Genomic DNA, 15,032 nt, shown 5'->3' on the forward strand with positions numbered 1-15,032 from the left:
CCAGCAACTAGTGAGCGTGACGCTGGACCGGCGGGTCGTCCCGCCAGGGGAGGATGACTACCTCCAGGCGGCCTGGGAGCTCAAGGAGGCCATCCGCGAGGAGGAGGGGCTCCTCAAACAGCGATGGGGCTTCTTCGCGGATGCCTACCGGAAGGCGACCGTCCACGCCTTCTTCGACGGTGAGACTCTGGCCGGTTTCGCCGCCGCTCGTGGGGACGGGTACATCCTCTTTCTGGGTATCGACCCGGACTACCGCGGCCGGGGGCTGGGCGAACGGCTCATCGCGGCCATCGCCGAGGACGCGACGGGCGTGTCCTGTCACGCCCGCGTGTCGAATCGCAACGCCCTGGAGTTCTACGAGCATCTGGGCTTCGAGCGGGTGCGGCGGATTCAGGACTACTACGAGGACGGGGTCGACGCGTATTACCTCCGACTTGGGGACAGCGATCGACTCCTCGAACGGCTGACCGAACTGTTCGGTCGGTGAGCCGGTGAAGAAACCTCTTTACCGTGCCGTCGAGTACGGGAGGACCCATGGAGGAGCGCACGCGGTCCTATCTCCGGGGTCGGTTCCGGGACTTCTACCGCCGGGAGCCCCCGGCTGACCCACCGGACGTGACCGCCCGCGAGTGGGGCTACATCCCCTTCGAGTCCGGGCCCGGGACGACCATGATCCGACACCGTTCGGTGCACGACCTGGGCTCGCTGGACTCCTTTCTGGTCCGCGAGCGTCCCCGACACGTCTACTTCTCGGCCGGCCACTACGCGGACCCGAGCGCGCGAACGATGGACGAGAAGGGCTGGCAGGGCTCGGATCTGGTCTTCGATTTGGACGCCGATCACCTGCCGAGTGTCGATCCCGGCACGGACACCTACGCGGAGATGCTTGCGGCCTGTAAAGGGGCACTGCTGCGGCTCTTAGATCTCCTGGAGACCGATTTCGGCTTCGAGGACCTGACGATCACGTTCTCCGGCGGGCGCGGCTATCACGTCCACGTTCGGGACCAGTCGGTTCGGAACCTGGATCGCGAGCAGCGCCGGGAGGTCGTGGAGTACGTCCGGGGCAGCGGGCTCTCCCTGGAATCACTGCTGACCGAGGAGCCGGTCAGTGGCCGGGGGCGAAAGACCCCGGCGAACAGGCGGTCGATCCCCACGGCGGGTGGGTGGGGTCGACGTGTGGTCGAGCACATCCAGGAACTCACAGACCAACTGCTGGCACTCGAGGAACCAGACGCGATCGATCGGCTAACCGAGTTCGACGGGATCGGCGAGAAGAACGCCACGGCGGTCCTCTCGGTCCTCCAGGAGAACACGGCGGCCGTGGAGGCGGGCAACGTCGACGTGCATCCGGCGTTCCTGCCGGTCGCCCGGGCGATGGTCGAAGAGACTGTCCGGGCGGAATCCTCGCCGATCGACGAACCGGTCACGACCGACACACATCGACTGATTCGACTCCCCGGATCCCTCCACGGTGGGACTGGGCTCAAGGTCGTTCCCATCGAGCGGGCGGCCGTCCCCGATTTCGACCCACTTAGCGACGCCGTGCCAGAACCCTTCCGCGGGCACGAGATAACAGTGGAGGTCACCGAGGCGACGACGGTCACCTTCGACGGGGAAAGCCTTAGTGTGAGCCCGGGCAACGAGACAGTACCCGAGTACGCGGGCATCTTCCTCATGACCCGCGGCCAGGCCGAGAAGCCCACAGAATAACATGGATCTATCGGAGCTACACCGCGTCCAACGGCAGGAGCGAGCGACGGACAGCCTCCAGGAGCTCCGCGAATCCTTTTATGCCGACGTCGCTGCCTATCTCGAATCCCTGCGCGAGAAGCGGGCGGATGCCGCCGCGGAGGCTGTCGATCCCTTCCGCTCGGATCGCGTGAGCGAGCTGACCCGTGAAATCGAGACCGCCGAGCACGTCGTCGAGGCGATCTATCAGCGCCGAATCGGCAAGCTGGTCGACGAGGCCACGCTGACGGCAACGGGCAACGGGGGTGGCGCCGACGGGTTAACCGCAGAAGAGCGGGACCTCTACGAGGACCTGGTCGATCGCATCCAGGAAAACCAGCAAACCGTCCTCGAAACGGTCGCCGGTGATCGCTCGCCGGCGGCAACGCCGACGGACTCGACCGACACCGACACGTCGGAAACCGAACCCGACACGGAGACTGGCTCGGATTCCGAGCGGGTCCCGCCGGACCCCCCGTCGGGGGATATCGAGACGAGTCCCGCCGCAGTCATGGGGCCGGATTCGAACTCAGAATCGGACGGGCCCGAGGACGAGGGGGCTGAAGACGCGGCTGGGGGCGAGGCGGAGACGACGAGCGACGGAGATGGCGTGGAGCGCCGGACAGTTCGGGTCACGAGTGAGGTGGGTGAGATCTTCGGTGTCGACGCCGAGGATTACGAACTGCATCCCTCGGACGTGGTCGACCTGCCACGCGAAAACGCCGATCCGCTCGTAGAGCGGGACGCTGCAGAACGAGTGGAGTGAGTTACTGGAAGCTCCGGCCGAACTGGTCGTCGACGCCCGCTTCTGATTCGGCCCGGGCCTTCGTGAACCGTTCTTCGAGCTCCTCGTAGCGGCGCTTGATCTCGTCGTCGATCGAGGGCGAGACCTCTTCGAGTGCGTGCTCGAAGTGCTCGGCGGTCACACGGACGTTGGCCGCGCCCTGGGTGGCCTCAGCAGGATCGACGCTGTTGAGGAACTCCCGGGTGGCCTGCATGGTCGCCTCGCGGCAGACCGCCTCGATGTCCGCACCGACGTAGTTCTCGGTGCGACGGGCCAACTCGTCCAGATCGACGCTGTCGGCCAGGGGCTTGTTCTCCGTGTGCACCTCGAAGATGGCCCGTCGGGCTGCCTCGTCCGGAATCGGCACGTGGATGTGCCGGTCCAGCCGGCCCGGACGGAGCAGGGCGTCGTCGATCAGGTCCGGACGGTTCGTCGTCGCGATCACGACCACGTCCTCGAGGGATTCGATGCCGTCGAGTTCGCTCAGCAGCTGGGAGACCACGCGTTCGCCCACGCCCGAATCGCCCATCTGCCGGCCGCGCTGGCCCGCGATGGCGTCGATCTCGTCGAAGAAGATCACCGTCGGGGCGTTCTGTCTGGCCTTCTGGAAGATCTCCCGGATCCCCTTCTCGGATTCGCCCACGTACTTGTTCAGGAGTTCGGGGCCTTTCACCGAGATGAAGTTGTTCTTGGCCTCGCTGGCGACGGCTTTCGCGAGGAGGGTCTTCCCCGTTCCGGGCGGCCCATACAGGAGAATCCCGCGGGGGGTATCGAGGTCCATCTGCTCGAAGACCTCGGGGAAGTCGAGGGGCCACTGAACGGTCTCGCGCAGCCGCTCTTTGGTCTCTTCGAGACCACCGACCTGTTCCCAGGTCACGTCGGGGACCTCGATGAAGACCTCCCGAAGCCCGGAGGGCGTGATGCCCTTCATCGCCTCCGAGAAGTCACGGTCCGTTACCGTGAGTTCCTCCAGGATCTCGGCGTCGATCTCGTCGGCCTCCAGGTCGATCTGGGGACGGATCCGCCGCAGGGCGTTCATCGCGGCCTCTTTGGCCAGTTGCTCGATGTCCGCGCCCACGTAGCCGTGGGTGTTCTCCGCGTACTCGTCGATGTCCACGCTGTCGGCCAGTGGCATTCCGCGGGTGTGGACCTGGAGGATCTCGGTCCGACCGTCCCGGTCCGGGACGCCGATCTCGATCTCACGGTCGAACCGACCGCCACGCCGGAGCGCGGGATCGATCGCGTCGACACGGTTCGAGGCGGCGATCACGACCACGTCGCCACGCTCTTCGAGCCCGTCCATCAGGGAGAGCAGTTGCGCAACGACCCGTCGCTCGACGTCGCCGGCTGTCTCGTCGCGTTTCGGCGCGATGGAGTCCAGTTCGTCGATGAAGATGACTGCGGGGGCCTTCTCCTCGGCCTCCTCGAAGACCTCCCGGAGCTGTTCTTCTGACTCCCCGTAGTATTTGGACATGATCTCCGGGCCGGAGATCGTCTGGAAGTGCGCGTCGATCTCGCTGGCGACGGCCTTCGCGATCAGGGTCTTGCCCGTGCCGGGCGGCCCGTGGAGGAGCACCCCTTTGGGCGGTTCGATGCCGAGCTGCTGGAAGAGCTCGGGGTGGCGCATCGGCAACTCGATCATCTCCCGGACCTGTTCGAGTTCGTCGTCCAGGCCGCCGATGTCCTCGTAGGTGATACTGGGGGTCTGGGTATCGACCGTCTCGGTCTCGGTGGTGATCTCCTCTGCGGGGCGCTCGCTCACGTGGATCTCCGTCGAGTCGGTGACGACGACAGTCCCTTCGGGGTCGGTGTCCGCGATCTTGAGGGGGATCTGCTGGCCCGAGACGGAGGCGATCCCACCGAAGCCAAGCGAGACCGGCACCGTCTGTCCGGTGGTGACGGGCCGGCCGGAGAGTTTCTCCCGGAGCATCGGCTCGACGTTGCCCCGAATCCGGAGGTTCTGTGGCAGGGCGATCGTCACGGATGTGGCCGGCTTGATGTCGGCCTTCTCGATCTCCACGCGGTCGTCGATGCCGACGTTTGCCTCCTGCCGGAGGCGCCCGTCGATCCGGACGATGTTCTTGCCCTCGTCCTCGGGATAGCCGGGCCAGACCCGAGCGACGGCCCGCCCCTGGTTCGGCCCCTCGATGAGGATGTAATCGCCGTTCTCCAGGTCCAATTCCTCCATCGCTCGTCGGTCGATGGCTGCCAGTCCCCGCCCCGCGTCCTTCTGCTTGAGGGGCTTGACAACCAGTTTGAGCGTGTCGCTCATGCCTCGTTCACCTCGATAGTGAGGATGCCGTTCCTGATAAACGTATCCGCGAGGCTACCCGTCGGCAGGTCGATCTCGAACTGCCGATCCTCCCCATCGGCCCGTTCGACGACCACGAGCGCCACGTCCCCGAGGACCTCGACGCTCGCGTCGGCCACCGACGCCCCGAGGTCGGCGACGATCCGTGCCCCGCTCTCGGTCTGGTATCGCCGCACCGGTACGTCCGACCGAACCTGCGCATTTCTCTCCATGTTGCTAACTCGATGTAATTTGTTCTTCTATAAAAAGGCATCGCTCATTAACCCGCCGAAAGCGTCGGGGCGATGAAACGGCGGTCGTATTGCGGTCCGGAACGTGCGCTGGATTGGTGCTGATTCAGTCTGCCCGACAGAAGTCACTCGCGGGGAAAGTCTCCGCGTGTCACTGCGTCCTGGTAGCCCTCGATCGCGGCCCGCATCTCGCGCCTGACCTCCCCGAACTGCTCGGCGAAGGGTGGCACCGACTCGGAGAGTCCCAGCACGTCGGCGAGCACCAGCACCTGGCCGTCAGTGGCCGGGCCGGCCCCGATACCGATCGTGGGGACCGAGAGCGCTTCGGTGACGGCCCGCCCGACATCGTCCGGAACGTGTTCGACGACCACGGCGAACGCGCCCGCCGCCTCGTGGGCTTCGGCGAGCGAGACGATGGCGTCCGCTTCGGACTCGCTTCCCCCTGTCTGGCCGAGCCCACCCGCCTGTCTCGCATGTTGTGGTCGGGTTCCGACGTGGGCCATCACCGGGATGCCCATGTCCGTCAGCCGGTCCGTGAGCGAGACGGTGTGGGGACCACTCTCCAGTTTGACGGCATCGGCGCCCGCTTCCTTGATGAACCGGCCGCAGTTCCGGACGCTCTCGGCCCGATCAGCCCCATACGAGAGGAAAGGAACGTCGGCGACGACGGGCACCGTTTCAGTTCCCCGGACGACGGCGGCGGTATGACTCTCCATCTCGTCCTGTGTCACCGGGATCGTCGAGTCATAGCCCAGGAGGGTGTTGCCGAGGCTGTCACCGACCAGAATGACGTCGATGCCGCTCTCCTCGATGATCTTGGCCGTCGGGGCGTCCGCGGCCGTGAGCATCGTGATCGGCGCGTCCCTCGTGTCCGTCCTGATCGTCGCGATGCCGCTCATGGGAGTATCTCACACGCCACCACCTTGAAAATACGTCTCAGTCGAGTTTGGAGAGCGCCTCGCCGACGTCGAAGGCCTCGGTTCGCTCCTCGCCCTCCTCGCTCCGCTCGACGTCCTCCTGCTCCTCGTCGATTTCGACCTCCGGCCCGCCGTCGTCGTTGTACTCGCTGTGAACGCCCCAGGGCATCAGTCCCACCTCGGAGCGCGCTCGATTGTCCGATCCTGTTCGTGCATACGCCAGTCTACGGGAATCGGCTACTTGCCCGTTTCGGCTCGTTCGACGAGGAACGCCTTCACGTCCGCTGGGTCGGCGTCGAGGCCACCGCCCTGCGCGAAGGTCGGGCCGCCGCCGCCTCCGCCACCGAACTCCTCGGTCACGGCGTCGACGATTTCGGCGGCGTCTGCCGTTCCGTCGGTCCCGACCACGACGAAGGGCCGGCCGTTCCCGCCCGTCGCGGCCAATACGGGGGCCACCTCGCCGGCGAGTTCCTGAACACGGTCCCCGACGGCATTCGCCTCGTGGCCGTCGATCACGCCCACCTGCCAGTCGCCGACCCCGTCGAGGTCGCGCAACTCCGCGGTGAGGACCGTGTCGGTGAGGTCCTCGACCTCCGCCTCCAGGGACTCGACCTCGGACTGGAGTCGCGTGACGGCCTGGGGCAGCGAGGTGATGTTCGTCCCGATCTCGTTTGCGGCTTGCAGCGCGGCCTGGTGCTCCGCGGCCCGCTCTTCGACGGCGCTCGGGCCGACGGCGAACTCTACCCGGGTGAGTCCCTCGCCCGGATTCGAGCGATCCAGCACCGAAACCGGGCCGATCTCTCGCGTGTTCGAGACGTGGGTTCCCCCGCAGGCACCAACGTCCCAGTCTTCGACGGTCACAACTCGGACGGTGTCCGCGTCGGCCATCACGCCCTCCTCAGTCGCGGTGTTGAAGGCGATGTCGTCCAGTTTCAGGGCCTCCTCGCGCGGGAGTTCCTCCCAGGTGACTTCCCGGGAGTCCCAGATCGCGCGGTTGGTCAGTCGCTCCAGTTCGACGAGGGTGTCATCGTCGATCTCCGTCGACGTCTCGAAGTCGACCCGGACCTTCTCGTCGGTGATTCCAAAGCCGCCGTACCCGATGTCGGCGAAGACCTGCCGGCCCGCGCCGTAGAGGACGTGACTGGCGGTGTGGGCCCGCATCGCGTAGGTCCGGAACTCGTCGTCGATAACCGCACCGATCGTGTCCCCGACCTCGAAGTCCGGGGCCCGTTCGAGGGTGTGGACGACCTGCCCGTCGACGGACTGGACGTCGACGACCGGCACGCCTTCGATGGCGCCCCGATCGGCGGGCTGTCCGCCACCTTCGGGGTAGAACCAGGTCTCCTCGAGGACGACGTCCGTGCCGTCGATCGACTCCACGGTCGATTCGAACGCTCTGACTTCGGGCTCCGTTGGCCCGCGTGAGGCTGCCATTACTGGGCCGAATTCGTCGACTCGTAAAAAGCGGGTCGGTCGCGGGCTACTCCTCGACCAACTCGACGTCGAGTTCCGCTTCGAGGGCCCGGATCAGCGAGCCACCGACCGACGCCGAGGTCGCCCGGCCCTGTTCGACGGCGAGCAGGTCGTTCTCGTCGATGTCCATGGACTCGGCGAGTTCCTCGCGCTGATAGCCGGCCTCCTGGCGGGCCCTGAGGACCCGCTCGCCGTAGTCGGCAACGAGATACGGGAGCCGATCGCCCTCGTAGTTCGTGCCCTCCTCTTCCCAGTGGGTCGAATCGCCCGTGGCCGCGTCGAAGGCCTTGGCGGTGTGCTGGGCGGCCCGCTTGCGCCGCTCTGTCTCCGACCCTGACTCGTCTGGAGTGTCCGCTGCCGGACCGCCCGTTGTTTCGCCGAGTGAGGCACAGTCCGAACAGACAGACAGTGTCGCGCCCTCGACGGTCACCGTATGCAGGTCGTCGGTGGCGGTCCCGCAGAGCTCACAGGTCCCGCCGTCGCCACCGCCGTCGGTGCCGCCGGTGGAATACTTCGCCATACTCCCCCGTATTGGGTCCGGGCATTTGAATAATCCGTTTGACTCGGCCCTAGTCGTCGCCGCTGCCGTCCGTCGCCACCGATTGCCACTCCATCGAGTCCGCGCCGGCACCCGTCTCCCCGCTCGCGGACGGGCCCGTATCACCCTCGAACTCCGCGTTCGACCCGCCAGCACTCGACCTGGTTCTCCGGACCTCGAACTGAGAGAGCCGGGACTCCAGCCCCTCGGCGTTGTCCGCCAGGTCTGTGGCGTTTTCGGCGACACTCGACAGGGTCGCGGCCTGTTCTTCGGCCGCCGCGGCCACGGACTGGGATTCGGTCGCCGTCTGGTCGCTGATGGCCGCGATCTCCTGGATCATCGCCACCACGTCCTGCATCGATTCGGCCTGTTCGGCGGTCGCGTCGTTGACTTCCTTGATCGAGGTGTTGATCTCCGAGACGTTCTCTGCCATCTCCCCGAAGGCGGCCGTCGCGGTCTCGACGGTCTCGGTCCCACTCTCGACCCGATCGGCCATCTCGTCGATCTCCGCGACGGTCTCTTCGGACTGGGCCTGGACCTCGCCGATGAGGCCCTCGATCTCCTCGGCGGACTCTTTGGTGTCCTGGGCCAGGGACTTGACTTCCTCGGCCACGACGGCGAAGCCGTCGCCCCCGGCGTCGGCTCGGGCCGCCTCGATGCCCGCGTTCAGGGCCAGAATGTTCGTCTGGTCGGCGATGTCCAGGATCACGTCGGTAATCTCGCCGATCTCCTCTAGGGTCCCATTGAGCGTTCTGACTGCGTCGGTGACCGACTCGCTTCGCTCCCGGAGCGCGGCCATCTCGGCTTCGGCGTCCTGGGCTGCTTCCTGGCCGGTCTCGCCGACTTCCGCCGTCTGTTCGGTGAGCGTCGCGACGTTGTCCGAAGACGCGGTAATCTCCTGGATCGTCGCCGAGAGGTTCTCGGACTCGTTCGAGGCCTCGTCGAGCCGTCGACTCTCCTGATCGACACCCGCCGAGATCTCCTGGACGGACTCGCTGATGTCCTCACTCGCGTTTCTGACTTCGGCCGCGTTGGTCTCCAGGGCCTGGCTCTCGTCGGCGACCTGGTCGGCGAACTGCCGGAGTTCACCGAGCATCTCCTCCCACTCCTCGACCATGCGGTTGAACGAGTCGGCGATCCCCGCCAGGGCCTCGTGGTCCGTATCCGCGTCGAGGCGTCGGGTGAGATCGCCGTCGGCTACATAGCCCATCGTCTGCTGGTAGGCCGTGGCGGTCTCGGTCAGTTCCTCGTTCCGGCGCTCGATGGCCTCGCGTTTCGCTTCGAGGTCCTCGATTCGGGTCCGGAGGTTGTCCTCCATCTGCTCGAGTGACTCACCGAAACTTCCCGGGACATCGGCCTCGAGAACCTCGGCGTCGAACTCCTCGCGGCTGAGTGCCTCGGCCTGGGCGCTGACCGTCCCGAGATAGCCGTGCATCCGGTCGAAACAGCGGACGAGTTCGCCGATCTCGTCCCGTTGGTCGGTCGTTGGGACTCCTTCGTCCAGTTCGCCTTCGGAGATCGCCGACGCCGCGGTCTTCACCTCCTCGATCGGCGTGACGAAATCACGTTTGAGAATGAGCCAGGTGTTCAAGAGTGCTCCGACGGCGAGGACGAACACGGCCGCGAAGACTGCGATCTCGGCCGTCGTGAAGACGGTCTGGAACTCCTGGACGCCGATCAGCGCGACCCCGAGGACGAAGATGGTGACGATGGCCCCGAACTGGAGCAGCGTCGCCATCAACATCTTCCGCTCCACGGTGGCGGTCACGCCCAGGGCGTCCATGACGCCCCAGAGGAACCGTTCGTAGTGGCCCATCAGGCCACTTGAGTACTGGCTGGGCATGGTGGCAACTGTTCGTTTCAAACTCCGATGGGCGATATAAAGATCTATGGCCTAATTTTCACCTACGATAACTTTGGCCGCCATGGTTTCACTCCACACGGTGGCTCAGATAATCAGGGAGGGAAGATAGAGCAGTAGACAGACCACTGCGAGTGGGCGGGAAATGCCTCGCCGCCAGTACTTGACATCCTCCCCGCGCTGAAGCGCGAGGATTCCCGACCGCGTTGGGATATTACGGTTCGCGGTTCTCGACCTGTTCTCGTGGGGCAAAAACACCCTCACTACGGTCGAACAGGTGAACCGCTGGCTGTGCCAACCAGCCGTTATCCCTATCACCGCCATCTGTGGCGAGACTCGGGAGTACCTTTTGCCGAATGTTCTCTGCACCGTTCACATCCGCGTTCGAAACCGTGTCGCAGTTCTCACACACGTACAGTCCCCGTTCAACACGCTGATTGTCGTCAGTGTGGCCGCATGCCGAACATGACTTCGACGTATCGTGTTCCGACACCAACTCCACGTCAATACCTTCGACTTCGGCCTTGTAGTCGAGGAGCGTCGTGAAGCGGTCAAACGCCCACCCGTGCAAGTCGAGATTGCCGTGGTCGCCCCAATTCCGAGGGTCGCCGTTCTCGTCGTCCTCGCGGATGCCGCCAAGGTCGCCAACGACAAGCGTTCCGACACCTCGTTCGGCACACTCTTCTACAATGGCTTTCGAGAGTGCGTGCAGGAAGTGCGTCCGACGACCCCTCCGCTTACGGTCGAGACGAGTCGCTTCACGGGATGAGGAATCGTCGCACTTGGCTTTCTGCTTCATGAAGTAGTATTCGTCTTCTTTGAGTGCGCCACCGGGATACAACACGGATTCACCACCGAACGAGACGGTGGCGAAGTTGCATATCCCAAGGTCAACACCGGCCACTTCCTCGCCCGGCGGTTCCGGGTCGATGGTGGTGCGACAGACGAATTGGAGTCGCCACTCGTCGCGTTTGTAGACGGCGCGAACCTGTTGAATGTCCCACTCGGTCAAGTCAACATCCGGGCGAGTCTGATACTCGCACAGGATGAAGTCCGAACGGTGCTCTTTGAGGTTACGGCCTTTCGAGAGGCGGACACGGGTGAACTGTGCGTCGTGCCTGAAGCCAGCCGCTTTGAACGACACAGTTGAACGCGGGTGGGAGTCTCCGTGTTTGCGGTAGCCGGGCGGTCGGGCACGGTCGTCGCCGTTCCGACGCTTTTTGAACCAGCCGTTGAACGCTTCAGCGAGTTCTTCGAGAACGCGCTGACTGGATTGTGAATGTAAGTCCGTGTAGCGTTCGTGGGTTTTGAGTTCGGCTTTGAGCTCCCCGTCATCAGGAATTTCGCTCGTTTCATCCCACTGTTCTTGTGCGTAGTAGCGACCGACGTTCCAGAGTTTTGAGGCGGCCCATCCGAGTTGGTCAAGGTCGTCACGAACCTGTTGTTGGTTCGTGATTGTGGCCTCGAATGTTCGGATGGTTCGACCCATTTCTGGCTCCATAACTGGTTATGCGTGCTGTTTTGTTAATAGTGTCGGTTGGTGTGGAATATCCAGAACTGCTACTGTCGGTGGTTTGCGTCATTCAGTGACGGCGCGTATCCCCGCGCTAAAGCGCGAGGTTTTGCGCCTGTTCATCCCATAAGCGCGAGTACGGCCACCGAGACCAGGACCATGTAACTCGCCGAGAGCAGCACTTGCTCGGGGTTGCTCACACTGATCTCGAAGAACAGGGCGCCGATCCCCAGCGAGAAGACCGGGTCCGTGACGTTGCTCCCCAGCAGTGAGCCCACCGAGATCCCCTGCTGGCCCCTGGTGGCGGCGAGTCCGGCGATGGCGATCTCCGGTAGCGTCGTGCCGAGACCGGTCAACAGGCCGATCGTGTACTCCGGGACCCCCACGATTCGGGCGACTGCCATGCCGTTTGTCACCATGATCTGGCTCCCGACGACGACCAGCATCAGTCCCCCGATGATCCACGGCAGGGCTTCACGAGGGCTGAGTCGCCCCTCGATCTCTTCGCCGATCTCCGCCCCGCCCTCGTTCGTGTACAGGATGTAGACGAACTGCACGTAGGCGAGCATCATCAGGACCCCCTCCGAGCGACCGATCGACCCGTCTTCGAGGGCCAGTAGCATCACCGTCATCGCGAGGAGCATCGCACTCCCGTATGTGAGCACGTTCCGCCGGTTGGCTATGATCGGGGCGATGAACGCGACGATCGCGATCGCGATGGTGATCTGGGCGGTCTCGGAGCCGACGATGTTGCCCACGACCAGATCGCCCGCCCCGAAGGACGCCCCGGTAATCGAGGTGACCATCTCCGGGACCGAGGTCCCGATCGAGATGACTGTCACGCCCACGAAGAAGGGCGAGACGCCGTAGAAGAGAGCCAGTCCGGCCGCGGCAGTCACGGCCCGGTCGGCACCGAAGACCAGGAGTGCCAGCCCGAAGACGAACAGCGCGAGTTCGACGAGCATTACGATTCACCGGTGCGATCTCGCTCCCACTGTGCCGTGACGGAGCGTCGCACCATCCATGCCACGGTGAGGAAGGCCGGCATCGCCACGCCGAGCGCACCGAGTAACAGGCCCCAGTCGCTCAGGCGCAATGGAACCGTGCCGAAGTACCGGTTCAGCGGAGTGTACAGGACGGCTAGCTGGAGCAGGATGGAGCCGAGGACCGCAGCCGAGAGCCAGGGGTTCGAGAGCGGGCTCGTTCCTCGCGTGAACCGCACCAGGTACAGCTTCGCGATTTCGAAGCCGACGAAGCCGGTGAACACCATCGTCATCGCGTACGGCGTCACCGCTGGAGCGCCATCGAGGGCGAGCACCAGCACACCGAGCAGCACGACCGTCGCCGTCCCGCCGAAGCCCCCTATGAGTGTCAGCATCGGTCGATCGATGACGCCGCTCTCCGTGCGCGGGCCGCGTTTCATCACGTCCGAGGCTTCGGGATCCGCCCCGATCGCGAGCGCCGGGAGGCCGTCGGTGAGCAGGTTGATCCAGAGCAACTGCACCGCCGGGAGGACGAGATAGCCCCAGAGCGAGGCGATCAGGACCAGGAGCACCTCCGCGAGGTTCGCCGAGAGGAGATAGCCCACGAACTTCCAGATGTTGTCGAAGATCGCCCGCCCACGCTGGATGGCTCCCTCGATTGTCGCGTAGTTGTCATCCAGGAGCGTGATGTCACTGGCTTGCTTGGCGACGTCGGTGCCTCTGATGCCCATCGCGATGCCCACGTCGGCGTTCTTCAGCGCGGGCGCATCGTTCACCCCATCGCCCGTCATCGCGACGGTTCGGCCGCTGTTCTGCAGGGCCTGCAGGATCCGGACCTTGTGGGTTGGGGTCGTGCGTGCGAAGATGTCCACGTTCCCAACTTGCCCGGCGAGAGCCTGCTCGTCCATGGCGTCGATCTCCGGGCCGGTGAGGACGGGAGACTCGATCCCGACCGCCCGCCCGATCGCCCTCGCCGTGCGGCGGTTGTCCCCCGTGATCATCTTGACTGCGATGCCGGCACGCCGAGTCTCTGCGATGGCGGCTTCGACCTCCGGGCGGGGCGGATCGATCAGCCCCTGTAGTCCGACGAACACCAGGTCCGACTCGGGGTCACCGGCTCCGGCTTCTTTGTACGCGAACCCCAGGACCCGCAGTGCGTCGTCGGCGAAGGCCGCGACTTGTGCTTCGATTCGGTCCCGTGTCTCCTGGTCCAGGGGTTTCTCGCCGTCGGCGGTCAAGATCCGGTTCGAGCGCTCCAGAACGACGGTGGGGGCTCCCTTCATCCGGACCCGATCCTCGTGGATCGTCGTCATGCGCTTGCGATCCGCCGAGAACGGGATCTCGTCCGTTCGCGGCCGCCGCTCGCGCAGTGTTGCCACGTCGATCCCCGCTTCGATGGCCGCCTCGTAGAGGGCGTTTTCCGTGGGTTCGCCCCGGTCCTCATCGGCGTCGTTACAGAGCGCGCCGATGGTGAGCAGCGTCTCCACCTGCTCGCTTCCATCGAACTGCTCGTGGCTCTCGTCGTGGACCCAGAACCGATCGACGTGCATCCGCCCCTCAGTGAGGGTCCCTGTCTTGTCCGTACAGACCACGTCGACCGAACCGAGGGACTCCACAGCCGGCAGGGTTCGCACCAGTGCGTTCGCATCGGCCATCCGCCGGACGCCGAGTGCGAGGGTCAACGTGACCACGGCTGGCAGTCCCTCCGGGATGGCGGCGACGGCCAGGGAGACCGCAGCCAGGGCGGCGTCCACGAGCGCCGTTCCCCGCCAGACCAAAAGTGGGACGACGAGCGCGGAGAGTGCGAGTACGCCCAGGCCGATCCGCTTCCCCAGTCGGTCGAGGTCCCGCTGGAGCGGCGTCTGGCGCTCCCGGGCGGTGGCCAGTTCGTCCGCGATGGCCCCCACCTCGGTCTCCATCCCGGTTTCGACCACGAGGGCTCGACCCCGTCCGCGAGTAACCACCGTCCCGCGGAAGACCATGTTCGCCCGCTCCGCGACCGGGGTTGTTGCCGCCAGTTTCCCGGCCTGTTTCTCGACGGGGACACTCTCGCCGGTCAGCGGGGCCTCGTCGACTTCCAGGCTCGCGGTCTCAAGCACGCGAGCGTCGGCCGGGATCGCGTCCCCGCCCTCCAGGACGATCACGTCCCCCGGGACGACCGCCCGTTGGCTGATATCCACTCGCTTGCCGTTCCGGATCACCGTTGCCTCGGGGGTCGCCATCTCGGCCAACGCCTGGAGGCTTCGTTCGGCGCGGTACTCCTGGACGAACCCGAAGAGGCCGTTTGCCAGCAGGATCACGGCGATGAGGACGGTATCGACGAGGTGGCCGATCGCCGCCGAGAGGATCGCGGCCCCGATCAGGACGAGAATCAGCCCGCTCGTGAACTGCGAGACGAAGACCGCAAGCGGGGTTCGGCCCCCCTCGCTCTCGATCTCGTTCGGCCCGACGGCTTCGAGTCGCTCCCTGGCTTCCGTGTCAGTCAGGCCGCTGGCGTCGCTGTCCAGGGTCTCGAACACCGCCGCGACGGGCCGGTCGTGCCAGGCCATAGGCTCGCGTTCGCCTGGCCTGTTGGACTCCCGTCACGATAACAGCACCGTCGGTTTTTGGGTGTGGGTGAGTAGATGGGATTAACGGGCATTTGAAATCTTCACTACAATCTCTTGCGGGTATGCAGTTTCCGTCATTTTTGAA

13 protein-coding genes are annotated in these 15,032 nt (G+C 65.1%); 3 read left to right on the forward strand and 10 right to left on the reverse strand.

Translation table 11 applies throughout. The annotated features are described in order from the left end of the window. Nucleotides 1-10: 10 nt before the first annotated feature. From HSR6_RS02720 to HSR6_RS02730, 3 genes are read left to right on the forward strand one after another with little or no spacing between them, the layout of a single operon-like run. Nucleotides 11-487, forward strand: coding sequence for a GNAT family N-acetyltransferase (locus HSR6_RS02720; protein WP_071932728.1), 477 nt, complete (start codon nt 11-13; stop codon nt 485-487). A gap of 47 nt (nt 488-534) precedes the next feature. Beyond that, nucleotides 535-1,710, forward strand: a complete 1,176-nt coding sequence (priS, locus tag HSR6_RS02725) for a DNA primase small subunit PriS (RefSeq protein ID WP_071932729.1) — start codon at nt 535-537, stop codon at nt 1,708-1,710. Nucleotide 1,711: 1 nt separating this feature from the next. Next, on the forward strand, nt 1,712-2,494 hold the full coding sequence (locus tag HSR6_RS02730; protein WP_071932730.1) for a hypothetical protein: 783 nt from the start codon (nt 1,712-1,714) through the stop codon (nt 2,492-2,494). Nucleotide 2,495: 1 nt separating this feature from the next. Here HSR6_RS02730 and HSR6_RS02735 read toward each other — a convergent pair whose 3' ends face one another. The 10 genes from HSR6_RS02735 to HSR6_RS02775 form a co-directional block, all read right to left on the reverse strand. Continuing rightward, a complete protein-coding gene (locus HSR6_RS02735; protein WP_071932731.1) occupies nt 2,496-4,784 on the reverse strand; it encodes a CDC48 family AAA ATPase in 2,289 nt (762 codons plus the stop codon). Next, complete coding sequence (locus tag HSR6_RS02740; protein WP_071932732.1) at nt 4,781-5,035, reverse strand: DUF7127 family protein; 255 nt, start codon at nt 5,033-5,035, stop codon at nt 4,781-4,783. Before HSR6_RS02740 ends, HSR6_RS02735 begins: the two co-directional genes overlap by 4 nt. Nucleotides 5,036-5,178: 143 nt before the next feature. Continuing rightward, a complete protein-coding gene (gene panB, locus HSR6_RS02745; protein ID WP_071932733.1) occupies nt 5,179-5,952 on the reverse strand; it encodes a 3-methyl-2-oxobutanoate hydroxymethyltransferase in 774 nt (257 codons plus the stop codon). A gap of 37 nt (nt 5,953-5,989) precedes the next feature. Beyond that, nucleotides 5,990-6,139 carry a hypothetical protein gene (locus HSR6_RS10965; RefSeq protein WP_157754355.1) on the reverse strand — a complete coding sequence of 50 codons (150 nt, stop codon included), beginning with the start codon at nt 6,137-6,139 and terminating at the stop codon, nt 5,990-5,992. A 68-nt stretch (nt 6,140-6,207) separates the two neighbouring features. Next, the gene (locus HSR6_RS02750; RefSeq protein WP_071932734.1) at nt 6,208-7,404 is read right to left on the reverse strand and encodes an alanyl-tRNA editing protein; all 1,197 of its coding nucleotides are present in this window, start codon (nt 7,402-7,404) and stop codon (nt 6,208-6,210) included. A gap of 46 nt (nt 7,405-7,450) precedes the next feature. Beyond that, nucleotides 7,451-7,963: a helix-turn-helix domain-containing protein gene (locus tag HSR6_RS02755; protein WP_071932735.1), complete on the reverse strand. Its 513-nt coding sequence runs from the start codon at nt 7,961-7,963 to the stop codon at nt 7,451-7,453. Between the two features lie 49 nt (nt 7,964-8,012). Continuing rightward, a complete protein-coding gene (locus HSR6_RS02760) occupies nt 8,013-9,824 on the reverse strand; it encodes a methyl-accepting chemotaxis protein (protein WP_071932736.1) in 1,812 nt (603 codons plus the stop codon). 232 nt (nt 9,825-10,056) lie between these two features. After that, nucleotides 10,057-11,331 (reverse strand): RNA-guided endonuclease InsQ/TnpB family protein, encoded by a 1,275-nt coding sequence (locus tag HSR6_RS02765; protein WP_071933617.1) that lies wholly within the window; start codon nt 11,329-11,331, stop codon nt 10,057-10,059. A 143-nt stretch (nt 11,332-11,474) separates the two neighbouring features. After that, the gene (locus HSR6_RS02770; RefSeq protein WP_071932737.1) at nt 11,475-12,320 is read right to left on the reverse strand and encodes a sodium:calcium antiporter; all 846 of its coding nucleotides are present in this window, start codon (nt 12,318-12,320) and stop codon (nt 11,475-11,477) included. Next, nucleotides 12,320-14,887, reverse strand: a complete 2,568-nt coding sequence (locus HSR6_RS02775; RefSeq protein WP_071932738.1) for a cation-translocating P-type ATPase — start codon at nt 14,885-14,887, stop codon at nt 12,320-12,322. Before HSR6_RS02775 ends, HSR6_RS02770 begins: the two co-directional genes overlap by 1 nt. Nucleotides 14,888-15,032 lie beyond the last annotated feature (145 nt).

Source organism: Halodesulfurarchaeum formicicum (genome assembly GCF_001886955.1).
GTDB lineage: Archaea > Halobacteriota > Halobacteria > Halobacteriales > Halobacteriaceae > Halodesulfurarchaeum > Halodesulfurarchaeum formicicum.

Excerpts from the sequence above, each read along its gene's own strand:
- HSR6_RS02775 (WP_071932738.1), bottom strand. The coding sequence starts at position 14,887 with ATGGCCTGGCACGACCGGCCCGTCGCGGCGGTGTTCGAGACCCTGGAC.
- HSR6_RS02740 (WP_071932732.1), bottom strand. The coding sequence starts at position 5,035 with ATGGAGAGAAATGCGCAGGTTCGGTCGGACGTACCGGTGCGGCGATAC.
- HSR6_RS02770 (WP_071932737.1), bottom strand. The coding sequence starts at position 12,320 with ATGCTCGTCGAACTCGCGCTGTTCGTCTTCGGGCTGGCACTCCTGGTC.
- HSR6_RS02755 (WP_071932735.1), bottom strand. The coding sequence starts at position 7,963 with ATGGCGAAGTATTCCACCGGCGGCACCGACGGCGGTGGCGACGGCGGG.
- HSR6_RS02730 (WP_071932730.1), top strand. The coding sequence starts at position 1,712 with ATGGATCTATCGGAGCTACACCGCGTCCAACGGCAGGAGCGAGCGACG.
- HSR6_RS10965 (WP_157754355.1), bottom strand. The coding sequence starts at position 6,139 with ATGCCCTGGGGCGTTCACAGCGAGTACAACGACGACGGCGGGCCGGAG.
- HSR6_RS02750 (WP_071932734.1), bottom strand. The coding sequence starts at position 7,404 with ATGGCAGCCTCACGCGGGCCAACGGAGCCCGAAGTCAGAGCGTTCGAA.
- HSR6_RS02735 (WP_071932731.1), bottom strand. The coding sequence starts at position 4,784 with ATGAGCGACACGCTCAAACTGGTTGTCAAGCCCCTCAAGCAGAAGGAC.
- HSR6_RS02760 (WP_071932736.1), bottom strand. The coding sequence starts at position 9,824 with ATGCCCAGCCAGTACTCAAGTGGCCTGATGGGCCACTACGAACGGTTC.
- priS (WP_071932729.1), top strand. The coding sequence starts at position 535 with ATGGAGGAGCGCACGCGGTCCTATCTCCGGGGTCGGTTCCGGGACTTC.
- HSR6_RS02765 (WP_071933617.1), bottom strand. The coding sequence starts at position 11,331 with ATGGGTCGAACCATCCGAACATTCGAGGCCACAATCACGAACCAACAA.
- panB (WP_071932733.1), bottom strand. The coding sequence starts at position 5,952 with ATGAGCGGCATCGCGACGATCAGGACGGACACGAGGGACGCGCCGATC.